This window comes from Streptomyces sp. NPDC005775 (assembly GCF_042871565.1).
In the GTDB taxonomy this organism is placed as follows: domain Bacteria; phylum Actinomycetota; class Actinomycetes; order Streptomycetales; family Streptomycetaceae; genus Streptomyces.
The window spans coordinates 37,156-54,867 of sequence record NZ_JBIAIU010000025.1 but is presented as its reverse complement, the minus strand read 5'-3'; the positions used below and the strand labels follow the sequence as shown (position 1 = coordinate 54,867).

Below are 17,712 nucleotides of genomic sequence, written 5' to 3'. Positions count from 1 at the left end.
AACGAGAAGCCCCGTGGCGGAGGGGCGGGACGGCTGATCAGATCGCGGCGGCCGGGTGCTGGGCGCGGCTCACGTCGTACACGCCCGGTACGTCGCGCATGGCGCGCATCAGTGCCGGCAGCCCTGCGGCGTCGGGGAGTTGCAGGGTGTACGTGTGGCGCACGCGCTGTTCGCTGGGGGGTTCGACGGTGGCGGAGATGACCGCCGCGTCCGCTCCGGCGATTGCCTCGGTGAGGTCCGCGAGGAGCCGGGGCCGCCCGAAGGACTCCGCGACCAGGGTCACCCGGCATTCGGCCGCGTCGCCCCAGCTGACGAGGACCGGCACCCGGCCGACGGCCTCCATCTCGGCCACCGCCGGACACTCCAGCCGGTGCACGGTGACCACGCCGCCGCGCACCGTGAACCCCGTGACGTCGTCGGGGGGCACGGGGGTGCAGCAGCCCGCGAGGCGCACGGTGGTGTCGGGCCGCTCGACCACGGCGCTCACGGTGCGGCTGACCGTCCCGGCGGATCCGGACGGCGCGGGCCGGGCGGACCGGTCGGGCTGCGGGCCGGGCCCGCTGCCGTCGGACGCGCTCGCGGCGGCGGTTTCCGCGTGCTGGGGGTGCGCGGCGAGCCAGCCGGTGATGGCGATGCGGGCGGTGGGTGTCCGCGCGTGGTCGAGCCAGTCGGGCGAGGGTCCGGACGCGGCGTCCTCGGCGAGGAGCGGCTGGACCGTGTCGCCGTCGCCGAGCACGGTGCTGAGCGTGGCCAGCCGGCCGTTCACCCGTGCGCCGATGCAGCTGTGCGCGGCGTCCCCGTACTGCGCGTAGGCGGCGTCGACGCAGCTGGCGCCTGCGGGCAGGCCGAGCGTGCCGCCGTCGGTGCGGAAGACGGTGATCTCGCGGTCCTGGGCGAGATCGGCGCGCAGGGTGGTCCAGAAGGTGTCGGGGTCGGGGGCGGACTGCTGCCACTGGAGGAGCCGGGAGAGCCAGCCGGGGCGGGTGGGGTCGGCCCGTTCGCCGTCGGCCGGTTCGGTGCCCGTCGCCGTGCCGTCGGCGGCGTACGGATTGCCGAGCGCGATGACGCCGGCCTCGGCGACGTTGTGCATGCGGTGGGTGCGGATGAGGACTTCGGCCACCTCGCCGTCCGGACCCACCACGGCGGTGTGCAGCGACTGGTACAGGTTGAACTTGGGCGAGGCGATGAAGTCCTTGAACTCGGAGATGACCGGGGTGAAACAGGTGTGGAGTTCGCCGAGGACGGCGTAGCAGTCGGCGTCCTCGCCGACGAGCACCAGCAGGCGTCCGAAGTCGCTGCCTCGCAGTTCACCGCGTTTGATCCGGACGCGGTGGACGGAGACGAAGTGGCGTGGTCTGACGGCCACCTCGGCGGTGATGCCGGCCTCCCGCAGCACCGAGGCGACGCTGCCCGCGATGGCGGTGAGCGGGTCCGCCCCGGCGGTCGCGGCGGCGATCACCGTGCAGGTGTGCGCGTACTCCTCGGGGTGGAGGATCGCGAAGACCAGGTCCTCCAGCTCGGTCTTGAGCGCCTGAACACCGAGCCGTTCCGCGAGGGGGATCAGCACGTCGCGGGTGACCTTGGCGATCCTGGCCTGCTTCTCGGGGCGCATCACGCCGAGCGTGCGCATGTTGTGCAGCCGGTCGGCGAGCTTGATCGACATCACCCGGACGTCGTCGCCGGTGGCGACGAGCATCTTGCGGAAGGTCTCGGGCTCGGCGGCGGCCCCGTAGTCGACCTTCTCCAGCTTGGTCACGCCGTCGACGAGGTAGCAGACCTCCTCGCCGAACTGCTCCCGCACCTGGTCGAGGGTCACCTCGGTGTCCTCGACCGTGTCGTGGAGGAGGGAAGCGGTCAGGGTGGTGGTTTCGGCGCCGAGTTCGGCGAGGATGAGGGTGACCGCGAGCGGGTGCGTGATGTAGGGCTCGCCGCTCTTGCGCATCTGTCCGCGGTGCGAACTCTCCGCGAGGACATAGGCCCGGTGCAGCACGGAGAGGTCGGCGTCGGGGTGGTGGGCCCGGTGCGCCTCGGCGACATGGCCGATGGCGTCCGGCAGCCGGTCCCGGGAGACCGGGCCGAGCAGGGCGACCCGGCCGAGCCTGCGGAGATCGATCCGGGGACGGCCCCGCCTGCGGATGGGAGCACCTGGGTTGGTGGCCTCTGCGCTCATGGGGCACCTCCGGCAACGTCGACCGGCGGTGGGGAGGTGCGGTCGCGCCTCCGGGCCGGTGCTTGATGCTACCGACCCCACCACGTAGCGGAGTCCGGCTCTCGCCCAGCGTGAAACGGATCACCCATTCGAGCGAAGCCCTGCCGGTTCACCGTTTCGATCATTGCCGGTTCAGCGTTTCGTCCTGTACCGGTCCAATGTTTCGGCCGCTGCCTCAGCGTTCAGATCTGACCGTTCAGCGTTTTTCGCTCTTCATCCGTGCAGCGCTTCGAGCCAGGCCGGATCGATCACGCCCTCCGCGACGATCACGGCCGCCCCGGTCATCTCGATCTCGCCGTCCGGGTGCTCGGTGATCACCAGGGTGCCGCCCGGCAGATCGACGGTGTACGTGACCGGAGCCCCGGTCTCCGCCGGGTCCGCCGCGTCCCGGCGGGCCGCGGCGACGGCCACGGCACAGGCTCCGGTGCCGCAGGAGCGGGTCTCGCCGGAGCCCCGTTCATGGACCCGCATCGCGACATGGCGGGGCCCGCGGTCCACGACGAATTCGATGTTGACCCCGTCGGGGTAGACGGCGGCGGGCACGTACGACGGCTCGCTGAACAGGTCCCCGGCGTGCGCCAGGTCGTCGACGAACGCGATGGCGTGCGGGTTGCCCATGTTCACGTTGCGGGCGTCCCAGCTGCGGCCGCCGACCGTGACGGTGACCCCGTCGCCGGGAATCAGGGCGCGGCCCATGGAGACCGTGACGTCACCGTTCTTGGCGAGGTGCACCTTCTTGACACCGCCGCGGGTGGCCACCGCGAGATCGCCTTCCGCCACGGCACCGGCGCGCTGCAGGTAGCGGGCGAAGACCCGCACGCCGTTGCCGCACATCTCGGCGACCGAGCCGTCGGCGTTGCGGTAGTCCATGAACCACTCGGCCTCGTCCGCCATCGACCGCGCCTCGGGGTGGGCGGCGGACCGCACGACGTGCAGCAGACCGTCACCGCCGATGCCGGCGCGACGGTCGCACAGCCCGGCGACGAGGGACGCGGGCAGGTCGAGGGCGTTCTCCGGGTCGGGAACGATCACGAAGTCGTTCTCGGTGCCGTGGCCCTTGAGGAAGGCGATCTGCGAGGTGGTCACACGACAACTGTACGAGGCCGCGCCGACAGCCCGGCGAACGGCCCGCCGGACGCGGAGAGCGCCCGGACCGGTCCGTTCAGCCCCGCAGGCGTGCCACGCGCCAGACCGCCAGCGCGACCAGTACGGCGCACACCGCCACGTACAGCGCGATCACACGCCAGTCGGCCCGCTCCCCGGAACCTCTGGACGGCAGTCCCGGCCAGGTGTGCCCGACGCGACGGGCGGCCATCATGCCCCAGCCCGCGGCACAGCAGCTGATCAGCAGCCCCAGCATGGCGACCACCGGGCCGCCGTCGCCCACCTCGAAGGCGAGCGGGAAGGCGAACATCAGCGATCCCAGCGCGGCGAGCATGACGATCGGCGCGAGCTGCCAGATACGCAGCCGACGGGCGGGACGCAGCTCGACCTCGACCTCGGGGGCCACCACGAGCTCATCGGGCCCGTCGGGGCTCAGGCGTCCCGCGTCGTGCTGCGTGTCCGGTACGTCTCGTTCCGTGTCGCGAGGGCCGGCCTCCATCGCCACGCGCCCTCCCAACTCGGACTCCACTGGTCGATCGATGCTCGATGATGGCACGCCGCAGGTCGCCGAAATGACGGTCAGGGCTTCCCGATGCCATCACGTGATCAGGCTGTAACCGCTCGTTCGACCAACGCCAGCGCCCGGCCGTGGAGTTCCCCCCGGTGCTCCGCGGCGCCGTTCAGCCACTGGACGCGCGGGTCTCGGCGGAACCAGGAGTCCTGGCGGCGCGCGAAGCGTTTGGTGGCGCGCACGGTCTCGGTGCGCGCCTCGTCCTCGGTGCACTCCCCGGCCAGCGCGGTGAGCACCTGCTGATAACCGAGCGCCCGGGAGGCGGTGCGTCCCTCCCGGAGACCGCGCGACTCCAGGTCGCGCACCTCGTCCACGAGGCCGGCCTCCCACATCCGGTCGACGCGCACCGCGATGCGCTCGTCGAGCTCGGGCCGTGCCACGTCGACACCGATCTGGACGGCGTCGTAGACCGCGTCGTCACCGGGGAGGTTGGCGGTGAAGGGCTTGCCGGTGATCTCGATGACCTCCAGGGCCCGCACGATGCGCCGGCCATTGCTCGGCAGGATCGCCCGGCCCGCCTCGGGGTCGGCCGCGGCGAGCCGCTCGTGCAGCGCTCCGGAGCCGCGCTCGGCGAGCTCGGCCTCCAGTGAGGCCCGGATGCCGGGGTCAGTACCGGGGAATTCGAGGGCGTCGATCGCGCCCTTCACGTACAGACCGGAACCGCCCACCAGGACGGGTGTGCGGCCCTCGGCGAGCAGCCGGTCGATCTCGGTGCGGGCCATGCGCTGGTACTCCGCGACGCTGGCGGTCTCCGTGACGTCCCAGACGTCCAGCAACCGGTGGGGGACAGAGTCGCGCTCGGCGAGTGTCAGTTTGGCGGTGCCGATGTCCATCCCCCGGTAGAGCTGCATGGAGTCGGCATTGACCACTTCGCCCCCGAGCTGCTGGGCGAGGAACACCCCCAGGTCGGACTTTCCGGCTGCGGTGGGACCGACGACGGCGATGACCCGCGGTGCGGGAGCTGGACTTCTCACTGCCACAGTCTCGCAAACCTCGGGGCCGTTCCCGAATGAGTGAGACGCGGGCCGTGGGAAGGCCGCCCGGGCACGGGTCGCCGGGGTAAAATGGTGGCTACATATGGGTGGTTTCTCATGGTTCTGCCGTTTGTCCCACTTAACCGCCGATGCGGCGGCGGGTGAGTACGGGACGGCTCGGCGGGTATCGGGACCGGGGAGAGCACGCGCACGCAGCCCCCAGCAGAGAAGGTGTCCGATGGGCTTCATGGACAATTTGAAGGCGAAGCTGAGCCCGGCGAAGGACAAGGTGAGCGACCTCGCGCAGCAGCACGGGGGCAAGATCGACCAGGGGCTCGACAAGGCCGCGCGGGCGGTGGACGCGAAGACCAAGGGCAAGTACAGCGACAAGATCGTGACCGGCACGCAGAAGGCCAAGGGCGCGGTGGACAAGCTGGCCCAGAAGGACGGGGGCGGTACGCCGCCCGCGCCGGGCAGCACCCCGCCCGCTCCCTGAGACCGGGCCGCAGAACAGCACGAGGGCCGTGGAGCGGCATCGCTCCACGGCCCTTCCGGGTGGCCCGGTGGGTACGGCGACGGGTCAGGACCAGGCTGCGACCATGTAGCCCACGCCGTACGGTGCGTCGTCGTACAGCAGCCGCCCGTCCAGTCCGGCCCCCTCGGCCGCCCCGGCGAGCACCTGCCAGGGCGCGCGGCCCGCGGCCTTGAGTTCGTACGCCAGTGCCTCGTCCAGTGCGATCAGCGCGCCCGTGTCCGCCGCCCCCAGCGCTCGCGAGGCCTCCGCGTCGAATCCGGCGGCCCGCTCGTCCAGGTAGCCGGGCGCCTTCAGGGTGCGACAGGCGCTGCCGTCGCCCATCACCAGCAGCGCGACCCGGTCCGCGCGCCCGGCGAGCGCGCGCCCCGTCTCCGTGCAGCGGCCGGTCTCCAGCGGCTCCCCCACTCCGAGCGCCTCGACCGGGGTGCCCGCCCACCCGGTGCGGGCCAGCAGCCACGCGCCGACCGCGAGCGACGGGGCGAGCGGGCGCTCGGCGACCGCCCCCAGGTCCCGCCCCAGCCGTACGTCGAGGTCCACGCCGAACTCCTGGAAGCCGCCCGTGGCCCCCTCGGGGTGCGGGCCCCGGCCCGCGAGGCCGGCCGGACCGATCACGATCAGCAGATCGGGCCGGGAGGCCGCGAGGACGCCCAGCGCGTCGGTGCACGCGGTCCTCGCTCCATCGAGCTCGGGCGCGGCACCGGCGGCCACCTCGGGGACCAGCAGCGGCGGACAGGGGCAGACAGCGGCGGCGACAAGCATGAGGGGCAGCGTACTGGCCGGTCGCCGGAGCCCGCTCGGGGAGCTCGTACCGGCGCCGTCAGTCGCAGCCGCAGCCCGGTGCCGAGGCGGCGGGCAGCGGCGCCGGGGCGCCGATCCCGGGCAGGCCCAGCATGACGCCGGCCGGCTTGGCGGCCGGCGCGGCGGTGCGCTTCTCCCAGGCGTCCCCCGAACGGGTCCGCCGCACGCCGAGGGGTGCGCCCTCGGCCAGCAGGTGGTGCGGGGCGGCGTAGCTGATCTCGACCGTCACCACGTCCCCGGGCCGTACGTCCTCGTCCGGCTTGGTGAAGTGGACGAGGCGGTTGTCGGGGGCGCGGCCGGACAGGCGGTGGGTGGCGCCGTCCTTGCGGCCCTCGCCCTCCGCGACCATGACCTCCAGCGTGCGGCCGACCTGCTTCTTGTTCTCCGACCAGGAGATCTCCTCCTGGAGGGCGGACAGGCGCATGTACCGCTCCTGGACGACCTCCTTGGGGATCTGCCCCTCCATGTCGGCGGCGGGGGTTCCGGGGCGCTTGGAGTACTGGAACGTGAAGGCGTTGGTGAAGCGCGCCTCGCGGACCGCGTGCATGGTCTGCTCGAAGTCCTCCTCGGTCTCACCGGGGAAGCCGACGATGATGTCCGTGGAGATCGCGGCGTCCGGCATCGCGGCCCGCACCTTCTCGATGATGCCGAGGAAGCGTTCCTGCCGGTACGAGCGGCGCATGGCCTTCAGGATCGTGTCCGAGCCGGACTGCATGGGCATGTGGAGCTGCGGCATCACGTTCGGTGTCTCGGCCATCGCGGCGATCACGTCGTCGGTGAAGTCGCGCGGGTGCGGGGAGGTGAAGCGGACCCGCTCCAGGCCCTCGATCCGCCCGCAGGCGCGCAGCAGCTTGGAGAAGGCCTCGCGGTCACCTATGTCGGAGCCGTACGCGTTCACGTTCTGGCCGAGCAGGGTGATCTCGGAGACGCCTTCGGCGACCAGTGCCTCGATCTCGGCCAGGATGTCGCCGGTCCGGCGGTCCTTCTCCTTGCCGCGCAGCGCGGGGACGATGCAGAAGGTGCAGGTGTTGTTGCATCCGACGGAGATCGAGACCCACGCGGCGTAGGCGGACTCGCGGCGGGTGGGCAGCGTCGAGGGGAACGCCTCCAGGGACTCGGCGATCTCGATCTGCGCCTCCTCCTGGATACGGGCGCGCTCCAGCAGCACGGGCAGCTTGCCGATGTTGTGCGTACCGAAGACGACGTCGACCCAGGGGGCGCGCTCGACGATGGTGTCGCGGTCCTTCTGCGCGAGACAGCCGCCGACCGCGATCTGCATCCCGGGACGCTTCGTCTTCATCGGGGCGAGCCGGCCGAGGTTTCCGTAGAGCTTGTTGTCGGCGTTCTCCCGCACCGCGCAGGTGTTGAAGACGACGACGTCGGCGTCACCGTCGGCGCCCTCGGGCGCCCGTACGTAGCCGGCGTCCTCCAGCAGCCCCGACAGCCGCTCGGAGTCGTGGACGTTCATCTGGCACCCGTAGGTGCGCACCTCATAGCTTTTTCTGACGTCCACTGCTTCGCTCCGGTTGCCGCTGCTCATGCGACAAGGGTAGGCGCTGCGGGGACACCTCCCGTCGCGGGCGGCTTCCGGCCGGCATCACGGCAGCGGCGGCGGGTGTGAGATCCGGCGGCGCCCCTGGCCAGGGCCGGGAACCACCTGGCAGGATCGCCGCCATGCTCCCGGCTCTGTCCCGAATCGGCCGGCGTCGCTCGCTGCGGGCGGGCGCCGCCGCCGTCGTCGTGCTCGGACTGCTGCTCTGGTGGCTGCTCCCCCTCGGGAATCCGGCACCGAACGGAACGCTGACCTTCAGCACAGGGGTGCGCAGCGGCGTCTACCAGCGTTACGGCGAGCGGCTCGAGGGCGCACTCGCCAAGGACCTGCCCCAGGTGTCGATACGACTGCAGACGAGTGAGGGCTCACAGCAGAACCTCGCCCGGGTGGCAGCGGGCGAGGCGGACTTCACCATCGCCACCACCGATGCCGTCGCCACCTATCTGCGCGACGACAAGCCCGGCGCCGAGCGGCTGCGCGGCTGTGTCCGGCTCTACGACGACTACGTCCAGCTGGTGGTGGCCCGGAGTTCGGACATCCGCAGCGTCGCGGATCTGCGGGGCCGTGCGGTCGCGGTGGGGCAGCCGGGTTCGGGCGTGCGACTGCTGGCCGACCGCCTGATGACTGCTGCCGGGCTGGACCCCGTCAACGATGTGACGCCTGTGTCGGTGGGCATCGACACGATGCCCGAGCTGCTGGAGGATGGCCGGCTCGACGCGTTCTTCTGGTCGGGCGGACTGCCCACCACCGCGGTGGCCGATCTGTCGGAACGGTTCTCGATCCGGCTGATCCCGCTGGATGAGCCGCTGATCAAGCAGCTCCAGGCGGCGGGCGGCTCCAGCCGTTTCTACCGTTCGGCCGTGATGCCGGCCGATGCCTACGGCAACGCGCAGCAGGGACAGGCCGTGCCCACCGTGGCCGTCGCCAATGTGCTGGTGACCACGGACCGCACCGACGCGGCGATGACGGAGGCGTTCACCCGGACCGTGATCGACAGCCGCGACCGCATCGGCCGCGAGGTGCACGCCGCGCAGCTGGTGGACCTGCGGACGGCGATCTACACGGATCCGCTGCCGCTGCACGAAGGGGCCAAGCGCTACTACCGCTCGGTCAAGCCCTGAGAGGTTCGAGCGCTACTACCGCTCGGTCGACCCTGAGGGGCTGCGGTGGGTCTCCTCAGTCCTGCGGCCCGTTGCGCGGGACCGAGACCGTCACGCGCAGCCCGTGCGGATCGTTGCGCGCGCAGGAGAGCGAGCCGGCGCTCGCGGCGAGGAGCGCCTTGGATATGGACAGGCCGAGGCCCGATCCCCGTACGTTCTGATGCTGGGAGCTGCGCCAGAACCGGTCTCCGACGCGCTCCATCTCCTGCTCGGTGAGCCCCGGTCCGCCGTCCGCGACGACGACGGTGACGGACGTGCTGTCGGAGGCGACGGTGACCCGGACCTCCTCGTCCCCGGGGGTGAACTTGAGGGCGTTGTCGATGATCGCGTCGAGCGCGCTGGACAGGGCGATGGGGTCGGCCCAGGCGGTGACGGCCCCGATGCCGTCCGCCCGCAGCCGTACGCCCCTCTCCTCGGCCACCGGACGCCAGGAGGCGATCCGTTCGGCGCTGAGGGCGCCTATGTCCGTGAGCTGCAGATCGGCGTCGGCGTGCTCGGCCAGCGCCAGGTCGAGCAGGTCGTCGAGCACCTGGCCGAGGCGCTTGCCCTCGGTACGCACGGAGGCGATCTCCTGGTTCCCCTCGGGGAGTTCCAGGGCGAGCAGCTCGATCCGCAGCAGCAGGGCGGCCAGGGGGTTGCGCAACTGGTGCGAGGCGTCGGCCACGAAGGCGCGCTGCTGTTCCAGCACGTCCTCGACGTTGTCGGCCATCTCGTTGAACGACCGGGCCAGGCGCCTGAGTTCCGGGGGCCCGCCGGACGCCGCCACCCGGGACCGCATGCGGCCGATGGCTATGTCGTGGGCGGCGGCGTCCAGTGTCCGCACGGGGAGCAGGACCCAGCCGGTGAGCCGGTTCGCGGCGCCCACGGCCACCAGCATGGCGATCACCTCCCCCGCGGCGATCACCAGCCAGCCGCGGAGCGTGGCGGCGCGCATCTGGTCGGTGGGTGAGTCGATGACGACGACGGCGATCACGTCGCCGTCCCGCACGACGGGTGAGGCGACGACGACCCGGCCGTCCTGCCAGGGCCAGACCTGCGGCGGATCGTGGCTGCGGCGGCCGAGCAACGCCTCTTTGAACGCCTCGCGGCCCTCACCCTCGGCGGGCAGCAGCCAGGATGCCGGCGCCTTGGCCATGGCGGTGTCGTCGCGGTAGAAGACGCCGGCCCTGATGCCGTACACCGAGTCGTACGTCTGCAGCTCGCCCTGGAGGGTGCGGCGCCGTTCGTCGTAGCCGCTGGTGCGTTCGGTGATGAACTGGGCGAGGGCGGCGAACCGTGCCGTGTCGTCGATCCGGTCGATCACGACGCCCTGTTGCCGGGCCGCCGCCACACTGACGGCCAGGGGGAAGCCGAGCGCGAGCAGGACGCTCGCCATGAGGACGATGAGCAGCGGAAGCAGCCGGGTACGCAAGGGGAACGTGCGCCCTCTACGCGGCCGGCGCGACGAGGCGGTAGCCGACCCCGCGCACGGTCTCGATCAGGGCGGGCAGCCGCAGCTTGGAGCGCAGGGAGGCCACATGCACCTCCAGGGTGCGTCCCGTCCCCTCCCAGCTCGTACGCCACACCTCGCTGATGATCTGTTCCCGGCGGAACACCACACCGGGCCGCTGGGCGAGCAGAGCGAGCAGGTCGAACTCCTTGCGGGTGAGCTGGACCTCGCTCCCGTCGACGCTGACCCTGCGGGTCGGCAGCTCGATGTGCACGTGCCCCAGACGCAGCGCCGCCACGGGGGTGGGCGCGGTGTCCTCGGTGCCCGTCTTGCGCCGGCTGACGGCGTGGATACGGGCGAGCAGCTCCCCGGTGTCGTACGGCTTGGTCACGTAGTCGTCGGCGCCGAGGTTGAGTCCGTGGATGCGTGAGCGGACGTCGGCCCGCGCCGTCACCATGATCACGGGGACGGAGCTGCGCTTGCGGATCTTCCCGCAGACCTCGTTGCCGTCCTGGTCGGGCAGGCCCAGGTCGAGGAGCACGACGCCGAAGGGCTCCGTATCGGTGGGCAGGAGCGCCTGCAGGGCCTCCTCGCCGCTGCGGGCGTGCACCACCTGGAAGCCGTGCCGGGCGAGGATCGCGGACAGGGCGGCGGCGACGTGGTTGTCGTCCTCGACGAGCAGCAGTCTCATGGCCCCCCTTTTTCTTCCGGATGTGCGGTGTCCGTACGGTCGCGTACGCCCCCCGTTACTTCCCCGTACCGGGGCGTTTCACGTCAGGGTGTACCAGGGCATCCACTCCGATGACCGGTGGGCCAGTCAAGTACCCACCCGTTGCATTCGCGTTTCCGTTATGCACCCGGTACGCCCCGGGGCCCTGAAAGGCGTCCCGTTCACACGGAGTGTCCGGTTGCGGCCGGATCGTTATGCTCAATTTCCGCTCAGATGTAATGACGCTGGTCGCACTGCGTCACTAAGGTCCTTCCCAACCGAGGAGGACGGAGCATTAAGCCGATGAGCGGAGTTTCAGTGACCAAGGGCGCCGAGGACGCCGCACCCGCGGCCGGTGACGACCTGGTCGTGCTGAGCAACGTCAACAAGCACTTCGGCGCGCTGCATGTGCTCCAGGACATCGACCTGACGATCGCCCGCGGCGAGGTCGTGGTCGTCATCGGGCCGTCCGGGTCCGGGAAGTCCACGCTGTGCCGCACGATCAACCGCTTGGAGACGATCGACTCGGGCGCGATCTCGATCGACGGAAAGCCGTTGCCCGCGGAGGGCAAGGAGCTGGCGAGGCTGCGTGCCGATGTCGGCATGGTCTTCCAGTCGTTCAATCTCTTCGCGCACAAGACGGTGGTGGAGAACGTGACGCTCGGCCAGCTCAAGGTCCGCAAGGCGGACAAGAAGGCGGCCGAGGACAAGGCGCGTTCGCTGCTCGACCGGGTGGGTGTCGGAACCCAGGCCGACAAGTACCCCTCCCAGCTCTCGGGCGGCCAGCAGCAGCGTGTGGCGATCGCGCGTGCGTTGGCGATGGATCCGAAGGTCATGCTCTTCGACGAGCCGACCTCCGCGCTCGACCCGGAGATGATCAACGAGGTGCTGGAGGTCATGCAGCAGCTCGCCCGCGACGGCATGACCATGGTCGTCGTCACCCACGAGATGGGCTTCGCCCGCTCCGCGGCGAACCGGGTCGTCTTCATGGCGGACGGAAAGATCGTCGAAGAGGCCACGCCCGACCAGTTCTTCAGCAACCCGCGCAGTGACCGGGCCAAGGACTTCCTGTCGAAGATCCTTCACCACTGATGGAGCCTTCGGCGCCGGTCTCCGGACCGGCCGATCACTCACATCGCGTCAACTCTAGGGAATTTCACCATGCAGCTTCGTAAGGTCACCGCCGCCTCGGCCGCCGTGCTCGCCCTCGCCCTGACCGCCACCGCCTGTGGTTCCGACGACAAGGACGACGCGTCCGGTTCGGGCGGCGGCAAGAAGATCACCATCGGTATCAAGATCGACCAGCCGGGTATCGGTCTGAAGACCCCGGACGGCAAGTACACCGGCTTCGACGTCGATGTCGCCACGTACGTCGCCAAGGAACTGGGCTACGCCGCCGCGGACATCACGTTCAAGGAGACCAAGAGCGCCGACCGTGAGACGGCGATCGAGCGTGGCGACGTGAAGTTCATCGCCGCCTCCTACTCGATCAACGACAAGCGTCTGGCGAAGGTCGACTTCGCCGGCCCGTACCTCCTCGCCCACCAGGACATCCTGGTCCGCGCCGACGACACCTCCATCAAGGCGCCCGAGGACCTGAACAACAAGAAGCTCTGTTCGGTCGCCGGCTCGACCTCGGCGCAGAACATCCACGACACGCTGGCCCCGAAGGCGCAGCTCCAGGAGTACGGCGGCTATTCGGAGTGCCTGACCGGCCTGGAGAACGAAGCCGTTGACGCGCTGACCACCGATGACAGCATCCTGGCCGGTTACGCCTCGCAGGACGCCAACAAGGGCAAGTTCAAGCTGGCCGGCTTCAAGATGACCAACGAGAACTACGGCATCGGCCTGAAGAAGGGCGACGCCGACCTCAAGAAGAAGATCAACGACGCGCTGACCAAGATGGTCTCGGACGGTTCGTGGAAGAAGGCCGTGGACGCCAACTTCGGTCCGGCGAACTACAAGAACGAAGAAGCCCCGAAGATCGGCAACGTCGTCAAGTGAAGCAGGGCTGACCGGGCGCGCCGCCACTGAGGGCGGCGCGCCGTGCCCTCCTACACGCGGAAGCGCGGGAGATCGTGTTCGACTTTCTTGATGGTTACGACCTGCTTGGGGCGTTCTGGGTGACGGTGCAGCTCACCGTCTACTCCGCCCTCGGCTCCCTCATATGGGGAACGCTGCTGGCCGGCATGAAGGTCAGCCCGGTCCCCCTGATGCGCGGCTTCGCGACCGGCTACGTCAACGTGGTCCGGAACATTCCGTTGACCGTGATCATTCTCTTCTCTTCGTTGGGTCTGTACTCGACGCTCACCGTCAGTCTCGGTGCGTCCGACATCAAGGACATCAACTTCCGCCTGGCGGTTCTCGCCTTGAGCGCCTACACGGCCGCCTTCGTCTGCGAGGCCCTGCGGTCCGGCATCAACACGGTGCCGGTCGGTCAGGCCGAAGCCGCACGCGCTCTCGGCCTGAGCTTCACCCAGGTGCTGTGTCTGATCGTTCTCCCGCAGGCGTTCCGCTCGGTCGTCAATCCGCTCTCCAACGTGCTGATCGCGCTGACGAAGAACACCACGGTCGCTTCCGCGATCGGGGTGGCGGAGGCCTCATACCTGATGAAGGGCATGATCGAGAACGAAGCACAGCTGCTCCTGATCTCGGCCGTCTTCGCCTTCGGCTTCATCGTTCTGACCCTCCCGACCGGCCTCATCCTCGGCTGGGTGAGCAAGAAGGTGGCGGTGAAGCGATGACTTCGGTGCTCTACGACGCACAGGGGCCGCGCGCCAAGCGGCGGAACATCCTGTACACGGTCCTGTTCGTGCTCGGTGCCGCGGCAGTGGTGTGGTGGGTGTACGACGGTCTCGCCTCCAAGCACCAGCTCGACTGGGTCAAGTGGAAGCCGTTCTTCACCGGCGCCCAGCCGTGGGAGACCTTCATCTGGCCCGGCCTCCAGAACACACTGAAGGCGGCGTTCTTCGCCCTGATCATCGCGCTGCCGCTGGGCGCCCTGTTCGGCATAGGCCGGCTCTCGGACCACCGTCGGGTGCGGGTGCCGTCGGGCGTGGTCGTGGAGTTCTTCCGCGCCATTCCGGTGCTGATCCTGATGCTCATCGCGAACCAGGCGTACTTCGAGTACACCGAACTCGACCCGGAAACCCGCCTGCTGTACGCCGTGGTGACGGGCCTGGTGCTGTACAACGCCTCGGTGCTCGCCGAGATCGTGCGGGCCGGCATCCTGACGCTCCCCTCGGGGCAGACGGACGCGGCCAAGGCGATCGGCATGCGCAAGGGCCAGACCATGGTCTTCGTGCTGCTGCCGCAGGCGGTGACCGCCATGCTGCCCGCGATCGTCAGTCAGGTCGTGGTGATCGTGAAGGACACCGCCCTCGGTGGCGCGGTGCTCACCTTTCCGGAGCTGCTGGCGTCGGTCCGGCCGATGGCCGCGAACTACGGCGCGAACACCATCGCGTGCTTCACGATCATCGCCGTGATCTACATCGCGCTGAACTTCACCCTCACCTCGTTCGCGAGCTGGCTGGAGCGGCGGCTGCGGCAGCGGAAGAAGAGTGACGGCGTAAAGGGCGCACCGACGACGGCCGGTGAGCCGGTGCTGGTCATGGACTCAACCTCCACCTGACGCATCAGCGACGGATCTCCGCGCGAGGGGCGGTGGCGCACGCGCCACCGCCCCTCGCCGCGTTCCGGTGTCACTTGACGCACGCACCCCCAATAGGTTGCATACGTTCTGTGATCGCGCCCCGAGCCTCCGCCGCCGCATCTCCTTCGACGCCGCCCTCCGCCTCAGGGGCCGCCTCGGCCCCCTCGCTCCTCTCGTGCGTTTCCGCGCGGCCGGCCACGAGTGTTGCGGAGGCCGCGCCGTGGACCCGGTGATCATCGTCGGTGCCGGGCCGGTCGGCCTGGTGCTGTCGCTCGCCCTCGCGGCGCAGGGGGTACCCACCGTGCTCCTCGACGAGGACCCGGGCAAGGACGAGACGCGTCCGGCCCGCACGGTCGTGCTGCGCGAGGACACCGCCGGTCTGGTGGAACGGCTCGGTTGCAAGACGCTCCAGGACGAGGGTTTGCGCTGGTCGGGCTGGCGGTCCATGCGGCGCAGGCAGCTCGTACGGGAGCTGCCGCTCGGTGAGGGCTCTGCCGCCGGCGACCTGCCGGCCGCCCCCGTCCACGTACCGCAGCACGCGCTGATGCGGGGTCTGCGGGACGCGGTGGCGGCGCAGGAACTCGTGCAGACGGCCCGGCTCAGCCGCATCGACACGCTGGAGCAGGACCCCGACGGGGTCACCGTGCACACGCGGGAACCAGGTTCCACCTGGTGGCGCGGGAGTTACCTGGTCGGCTGCGACGGCGCGAGGTCCACCGTCCGCAAACTCCTCGACATCCGGTTCCCCGGGCGTACGGCGGTGGAGCGGCATGCCGTCGCCGCACTGCGCACCGAGCTGCCCTGGCCCGGCGAAGCCGTACTGCACCGGCTGCCGCCCTGGCGCACCGGCGGTGCCGAGGTCACCGCGCGGCCGCTGCCGGACGGTGTCTGGCGGCTGGACTGGCTGCTGCCGCCGCGCGGTGAGCTCGTCACGCCCGACGTGCTGGTCACCCGGGTCCGGGACACCCTGGAGGGCTGGTGCGGCGCGACGCCCCCGTACGAACTGCTGGACACCGGCGTGTACACGCTCCATCACCGGCTCGCCCGGCGGTGGCGGGTGAAGCGGGCCTTCCTCGCAGGGGACGCCGCCCATCTGCTGGGCGCCCTGGGCACCCAGGGGCTCGACGAGGGGCTCCGGGACGCCGAGAACCTGGCCTGGAAGCTGGCGCTGGCCTGGCACCACGGCGCGTCCGAGGCGCTCCTCGACAGCTACCAGGCCGAACGCCGGGCCGCCGTCGCCTCCCGCCTGCGCGCCGCCGACCAGTCGCTGCCGATACTGCGGGGCGGCGGGGGCCTTCGGACGCTGGTCCCGGGGATCGCACGGGGGCACGATTCGCTGCTGACCGACGGACATCTTGGCTGTGGGCCACTCGGTGCGCCCCCCTCCTACTCCCATTCCCCCCTTGCGCCCCCACGCGCCGAGGCGCACACCGCGGTGGGTACGCCCCCTGGTGCGCCGGTCGCCGATGTACGGGTCACCGCTCCGGACGGAACGCCCGTACGGCTGCGGGAGCGGCTGGGGCAGGGGCATCTGCTGGTGGTGCTCGTCGCGCCGGGGACCGGCGTCTGGGACCGGCGGCACTGGATGCGGGCCGGGCTCATGCCGCGGCTCGTCGAGACGGTCGACGCCCTTCCGGTGAAGGCCGAACTGCTGGTGGCCGAGAGCTATCCGGGTGCTTCCGCGCACACGGTGCTGCTGGTCAGGCCGGACGGCCATCTCGTGGAGTCGTTCGGAGGGGTCCGGCCGGCGGAGCTCCGCGCGGCGGCGGACGCGGCGCGCGGCGGCGCGACGCCCGCCTCCGTACGCTCCGGCCGGACCGCAGACGTCAATTGACCGACGCGGGCGCACATGGTCTACTCCGGAACATGACCGACACCGATGTGCGCCTGTGGCGGAGGGTCCACATGGACCTGCTCCGCTATGCGGGCTGCGTGTGTCGCCCGTCCTGCTGAATCGCCTTCCCCCGCTCCGCCGCGCGCCGTGACGTGCGTGGCCGGGGCGTCCACGCGAACTCTCAGGACGGTCCCTGTGTCTTCCTCCCCCTCCCCCGCGCCCGTACGCATGCCTGCCTCCGGCCCGACCGCTGCGGATCTGCTCGACTTCGTCCGCCGTACCGCCGCCGACACCGCGCTCATCGCCTCGCTCCCCCTCGACCCCGAGGGCCGTACCTGGATCCGGCTCGACGGGCCCGGCGGCAGTGAGGCATGGCTGATCGGCTGGCCGCCCGGCACCGGAACCGGCTGGCACGACCACGCCGACTCGGTCGGCGCCTTCCTCACGGCGGCCGGCACGCTGAAGGAGCACGCGCTCGCGGCACGACTGCCCACCGATGGCTGGAAGACCCTGGAGCTGGCCGAGGGCATCGACCGGTCCAGGGAGTTGACGGCAGGTCAGGGCAAGGCGTTCGGCCGCCACCATGTCCACGAGGTGCTGAACGAGTCCGCCACGGAACATGCCGTCTCCGTACACGCGTACTATCCGCCGCTGCCGCAGATCCGGCGCTACAGCCGCACCGGCGCGGTGCTCCGTCTTGAGCAGACCGAACGTCCGGAGGACTGGCAGTGAGCGACGTACAGCATGAGGGCGGCGACCACCCGATCGGGATCGACGGGCTCCTGGAGCGGGTCCGAGCCGGATACGAGCGGCTCGGACCCCAGGAGGCGAAGGCGGCGGCGGATGACGGCGCGCTGCTCGTGGACATCCGCTACGCGGCACTGCGGGCACGGGACGGGCTGATCCCGGGGGCCCTGATCGTCGAACGCAACGAACTGGAATGGCGGCTGGACCCGCAGGGGAGCCATCGCGCGGCGGAGGCCGTGAGTCACGGTCTGCGGGTGGTGGTGATCTGCGACGAGGGGTACGCGTCGAGCCTCGCCGCCGAGTCGCTGCACCGGCTCGGGCTGCACCGGGCGACGGACCTGATCGGCGGTTTCCAGGCCTGGCGCGCGGCAGGGCTGCCGGTCGAGGGGTGACCTGCGGCCGCAGCGGCTCGGGGGCCGTCGGTCACGGTCTCGTCGG

At 70.7% G+C, this 17,712-nt stretch carries 18 protein-coding genes; 10 read left to right on the top strand and 8 right to left on the bottom strand.

Translation table 11 applies throughout. From position 1 onward, the window contains the following. Positions 1-37: 37 nt before the first annotated feature. From ACFYPA_RS36010 to miaA, 4 genes are all read right to left on the bottom strand, one after another. Entirely contained in the window at positions 38-2,170 is a 2,133-nt protein-coding gene (locus ACFYPA_RS36010) for an HD domain-containing protein (RefSeq protein WP_359084819.1), read from the bottom strand. A gap of 252 nt (positions 2,171-2,422) precedes the next feature. Then, the gene (dapF, locus tag ACFYPA_RS36005; RefSeq protein WP_359320346.1) at positions 2,423-3,295 is read right to left on the bottom strand and encodes a diaminopimelate epimerase; all 873 of its coding nucleotides are present in this window, start codon (positions 3,293-3,295) and stop codon (positions 2,423-2,425) included. A 76-nt stretch (positions 3,296-3,371) separates the two neighbouring features. Continuing rightward, entirely contained in the window at positions 3,372-3,812 is a 441-nt protein-coding gene (locus ACFYPA_RS36000; RefSeq protein ID WP_359320349.1) for a hypothetical protein, read from the bottom strand. A gap of 107 nt (positions 3,813-3,919) precedes the next feature. After that, positions 3,920-4,858: a tRNA (adenosine(37)-N6)-dimethylallyltransferase MiaA gene (miaA, locus tag ACFYPA_RS35995; protein ID WP_359320352.1), complete on the bottom strand. Its 939-nt coding sequence runs from the start codon at positions 4,856-4,858 to the stop codon at positions 3,920-3,922. A gap of 238 nt (positions 4,859-5,096) precedes the next feature. On the opposite strand from miaA, the gene ACFYPA_RS35990 reads away from it, so the two are divergent. Beyond that, positions 5,097-5,354: an antitoxin gene (locus ACFYPA_RS35990; protein WP_359084825.1), complete on the top strand. Its 258-nt coding sequence runs from the start codon at positions 5,097-5,099 to the stop codon at positions 5,352-5,354. An 84-nt stretch (positions 5,355-5,438) separates the two neighbouring features. On the opposite strand, the gene ACFYPA_RS35985 is transcribed toward ACFYPA_RS35990, so the two are convergent. Both ACFYPA_RS35985 and miaB read right to left on the bottom strand, forming a co-directional pair. Next, entirely contained in the window at positions 5,439-6,152 is a 714-nt protein-coding gene (locus ACFYPA_RS35985) for a class III extradiol dioxygenase subunit B-like domain-containing protein (RefSeq protein WP_359084827.1), read from the bottom strand. A gap of 58 nt (positions 6,153-6,210) precedes the next feature. Next, entirely contained in the window at positions 6,211-7,731 is a 1,521-nt protein-coding gene (gene miaB, locus ACFYPA_RS35980) for a tRNA (N6-isopentenyl adenosine(37)-C2)-methylthiotransferase MiaB (protein WP_359084829.1), read from the bottom strand. A 134-nt stretch (positions 7,732-7,865) separates the two neighbouring features. On the opposite strand from miaB, the gene ACFYPA_RS35975 reads away from it, so the two are divergent. Continuing rightward, positions 7,866-8,864 (top strand): TAXI family TRAP transporter solute-binding subunit, encoded by a 999-nt coding sequence (locus ACFYPA_RS35975; protein ID WP_359084831.1) that lies wholly within the window; start codon positions 7,866-7,868, stop codon positions 8,862-8,864. A 55-nt stretch (positions 8,865-8,919) separates the two neighbouring features. Here the strand turns inward: ACFYPA_RS35975 and ACFYPA_RS35970 are convergent, their stop codons facing one another. Together ACFYPA_RS35970 and ACFYPA_RS35965 are read right to left on the bottom strand one after the other, a co-directional pair. Continuing rightward, positions 8,920-10,314: a HAMP domain-containing sensor histidine kinase gene (locus ACFYPA_RS35970; RefSeq protein WP_359320355.1), complete on the bottom strand. Its 1,395-nt coding sequence runs from the start codon at positions 10,312-10,314 to the stop codon at positions 8,920-8,922. A 16-nt stretch (positions 10,315-10,330) separates the two neighbouring features. After that, positions 10,331-11,023 carry a response regulator transcription factor gene (locus ACFYPA_RS35965; protein ID WP_359084835.1) on the bottom strand — a complete coding sequence of 231 codons (693 nt, stop codon included), beginning with the start codon at positions 11,021-11,023 and terminating at the stop codon, positions 10,331-10,333. 321 nt (positions 11,024-11,344) lie between these two features. Here ACFYPA_RS35965 and ACFYPA_RS35960 point away from each other — a divergent pair, with 321 nt between their 5' ends. The 8 genes from ACFYPA_RS35960 to ACFYPA_RS35925 all read left to right on the top strand — a co-directional run bounded on the left by ACFYPA_RS35960 (position 11,345) and on the right by ACFYPA_RS35925 (position 17,666). After that, complete coding sequence (locus ACFYPA_RS35960; RefSeq protein WP_359320357.1) at positions 11,345-12,133, top strand: amino acid ABC transporter ATP-binding protein; 789 nt, start codon at positions 11,345-11,347, stop codon at positions 12,131-12,133. A 69-nt stretch (positions 12,134-12,202) separates the two neighbouring features. Beyond that, positions 12,203-13,045, top strand: a complete 843-nt coding sequence (locus ACFYPA_RS35955; protein WP_359320360.1) for a glutamate ABC transporter substrate-binding protein — start codon at positions 12,203-12,205, stop codon at positions 13,043-13,045. A gap of 74 nt (positions 13,046-13,119) precedes the next feature. Beyond that, positions 13,120-13,785 (top strand): amino acid ABC transporter permease, encoded by a 666-nt coding sequence (locus ACFYPA_RS35950; protein WP_359320363.1) that lies wholly within the window; start codon positions 13,120-13,122, stop codon positions 13,783-13,785. Further along, on the top strand, positions 13,782-14,672 hold the full coding sequence (locus ACFYPA_RS35945; RefSeq protein ID WP_359320366.1) for an amino acid ABC transporter permease: 891 nt from the start codon (positions 13,782-13,784) through the stop codon (positions 14,670-14,672). Before ACFYPA_RS35950 ends, ACFYPA_RS35945 begins: the two co-directional genes overlap by 4 nt. A gap of 241 nt (positions 14,673-14,913) precedes the next feature. After that, a complete protein-coding gene (locus ACFYPA_RS35940; RefSeq protein ID WP_359320369.1) occupies positions 14,914-16,527 on the top strand; it encodes an FAD-dependent monooxygenase in 1,614 nt (537 codons plus the stop codon). Positions 16,528-16,559: 32 nt separating this feature from the next. Continuing rightward, the gene (locus ACFYPA_RS35935) at positions 16,560-16,646 is read left to right on the top strand and encodes a putative leader peptide (protein WP_311307652.1); all 87 of its coding nucleotides are present in this window, start codon (positions 16,560-16,562) and stop codon (positions 16,644-16,646) included. A gap of 109 nt (positions 16,647-16,755) precedes the next feature. Continuing rightward, positions 16,756-17,259, top strand: coding sequence for a cysteine dioxygenase (locus ACFYPA_RS35930; protein ID WP_359084876.1), 504 nt, complete (start codon positions 16,756-16,758; stop codon positions 17,257-17,259). After that, positions 17,256-17,666, top strand: coding sequence for a rhodanese-like domain-containing protein (locus ACFYPA_RS35925; protein WP_359084847.1), 411 nt, complete (start codon positions 17,256-17,258; stop codon positions 17,664-17,666). The genes ACFYPA_RS35930 and ACFYPA_RS35925 overlap by 4 nt, the downstream gene beginning before the upstream one ends. Positions 17,667-17,712 lie beyond the last annotated feature (46 nt).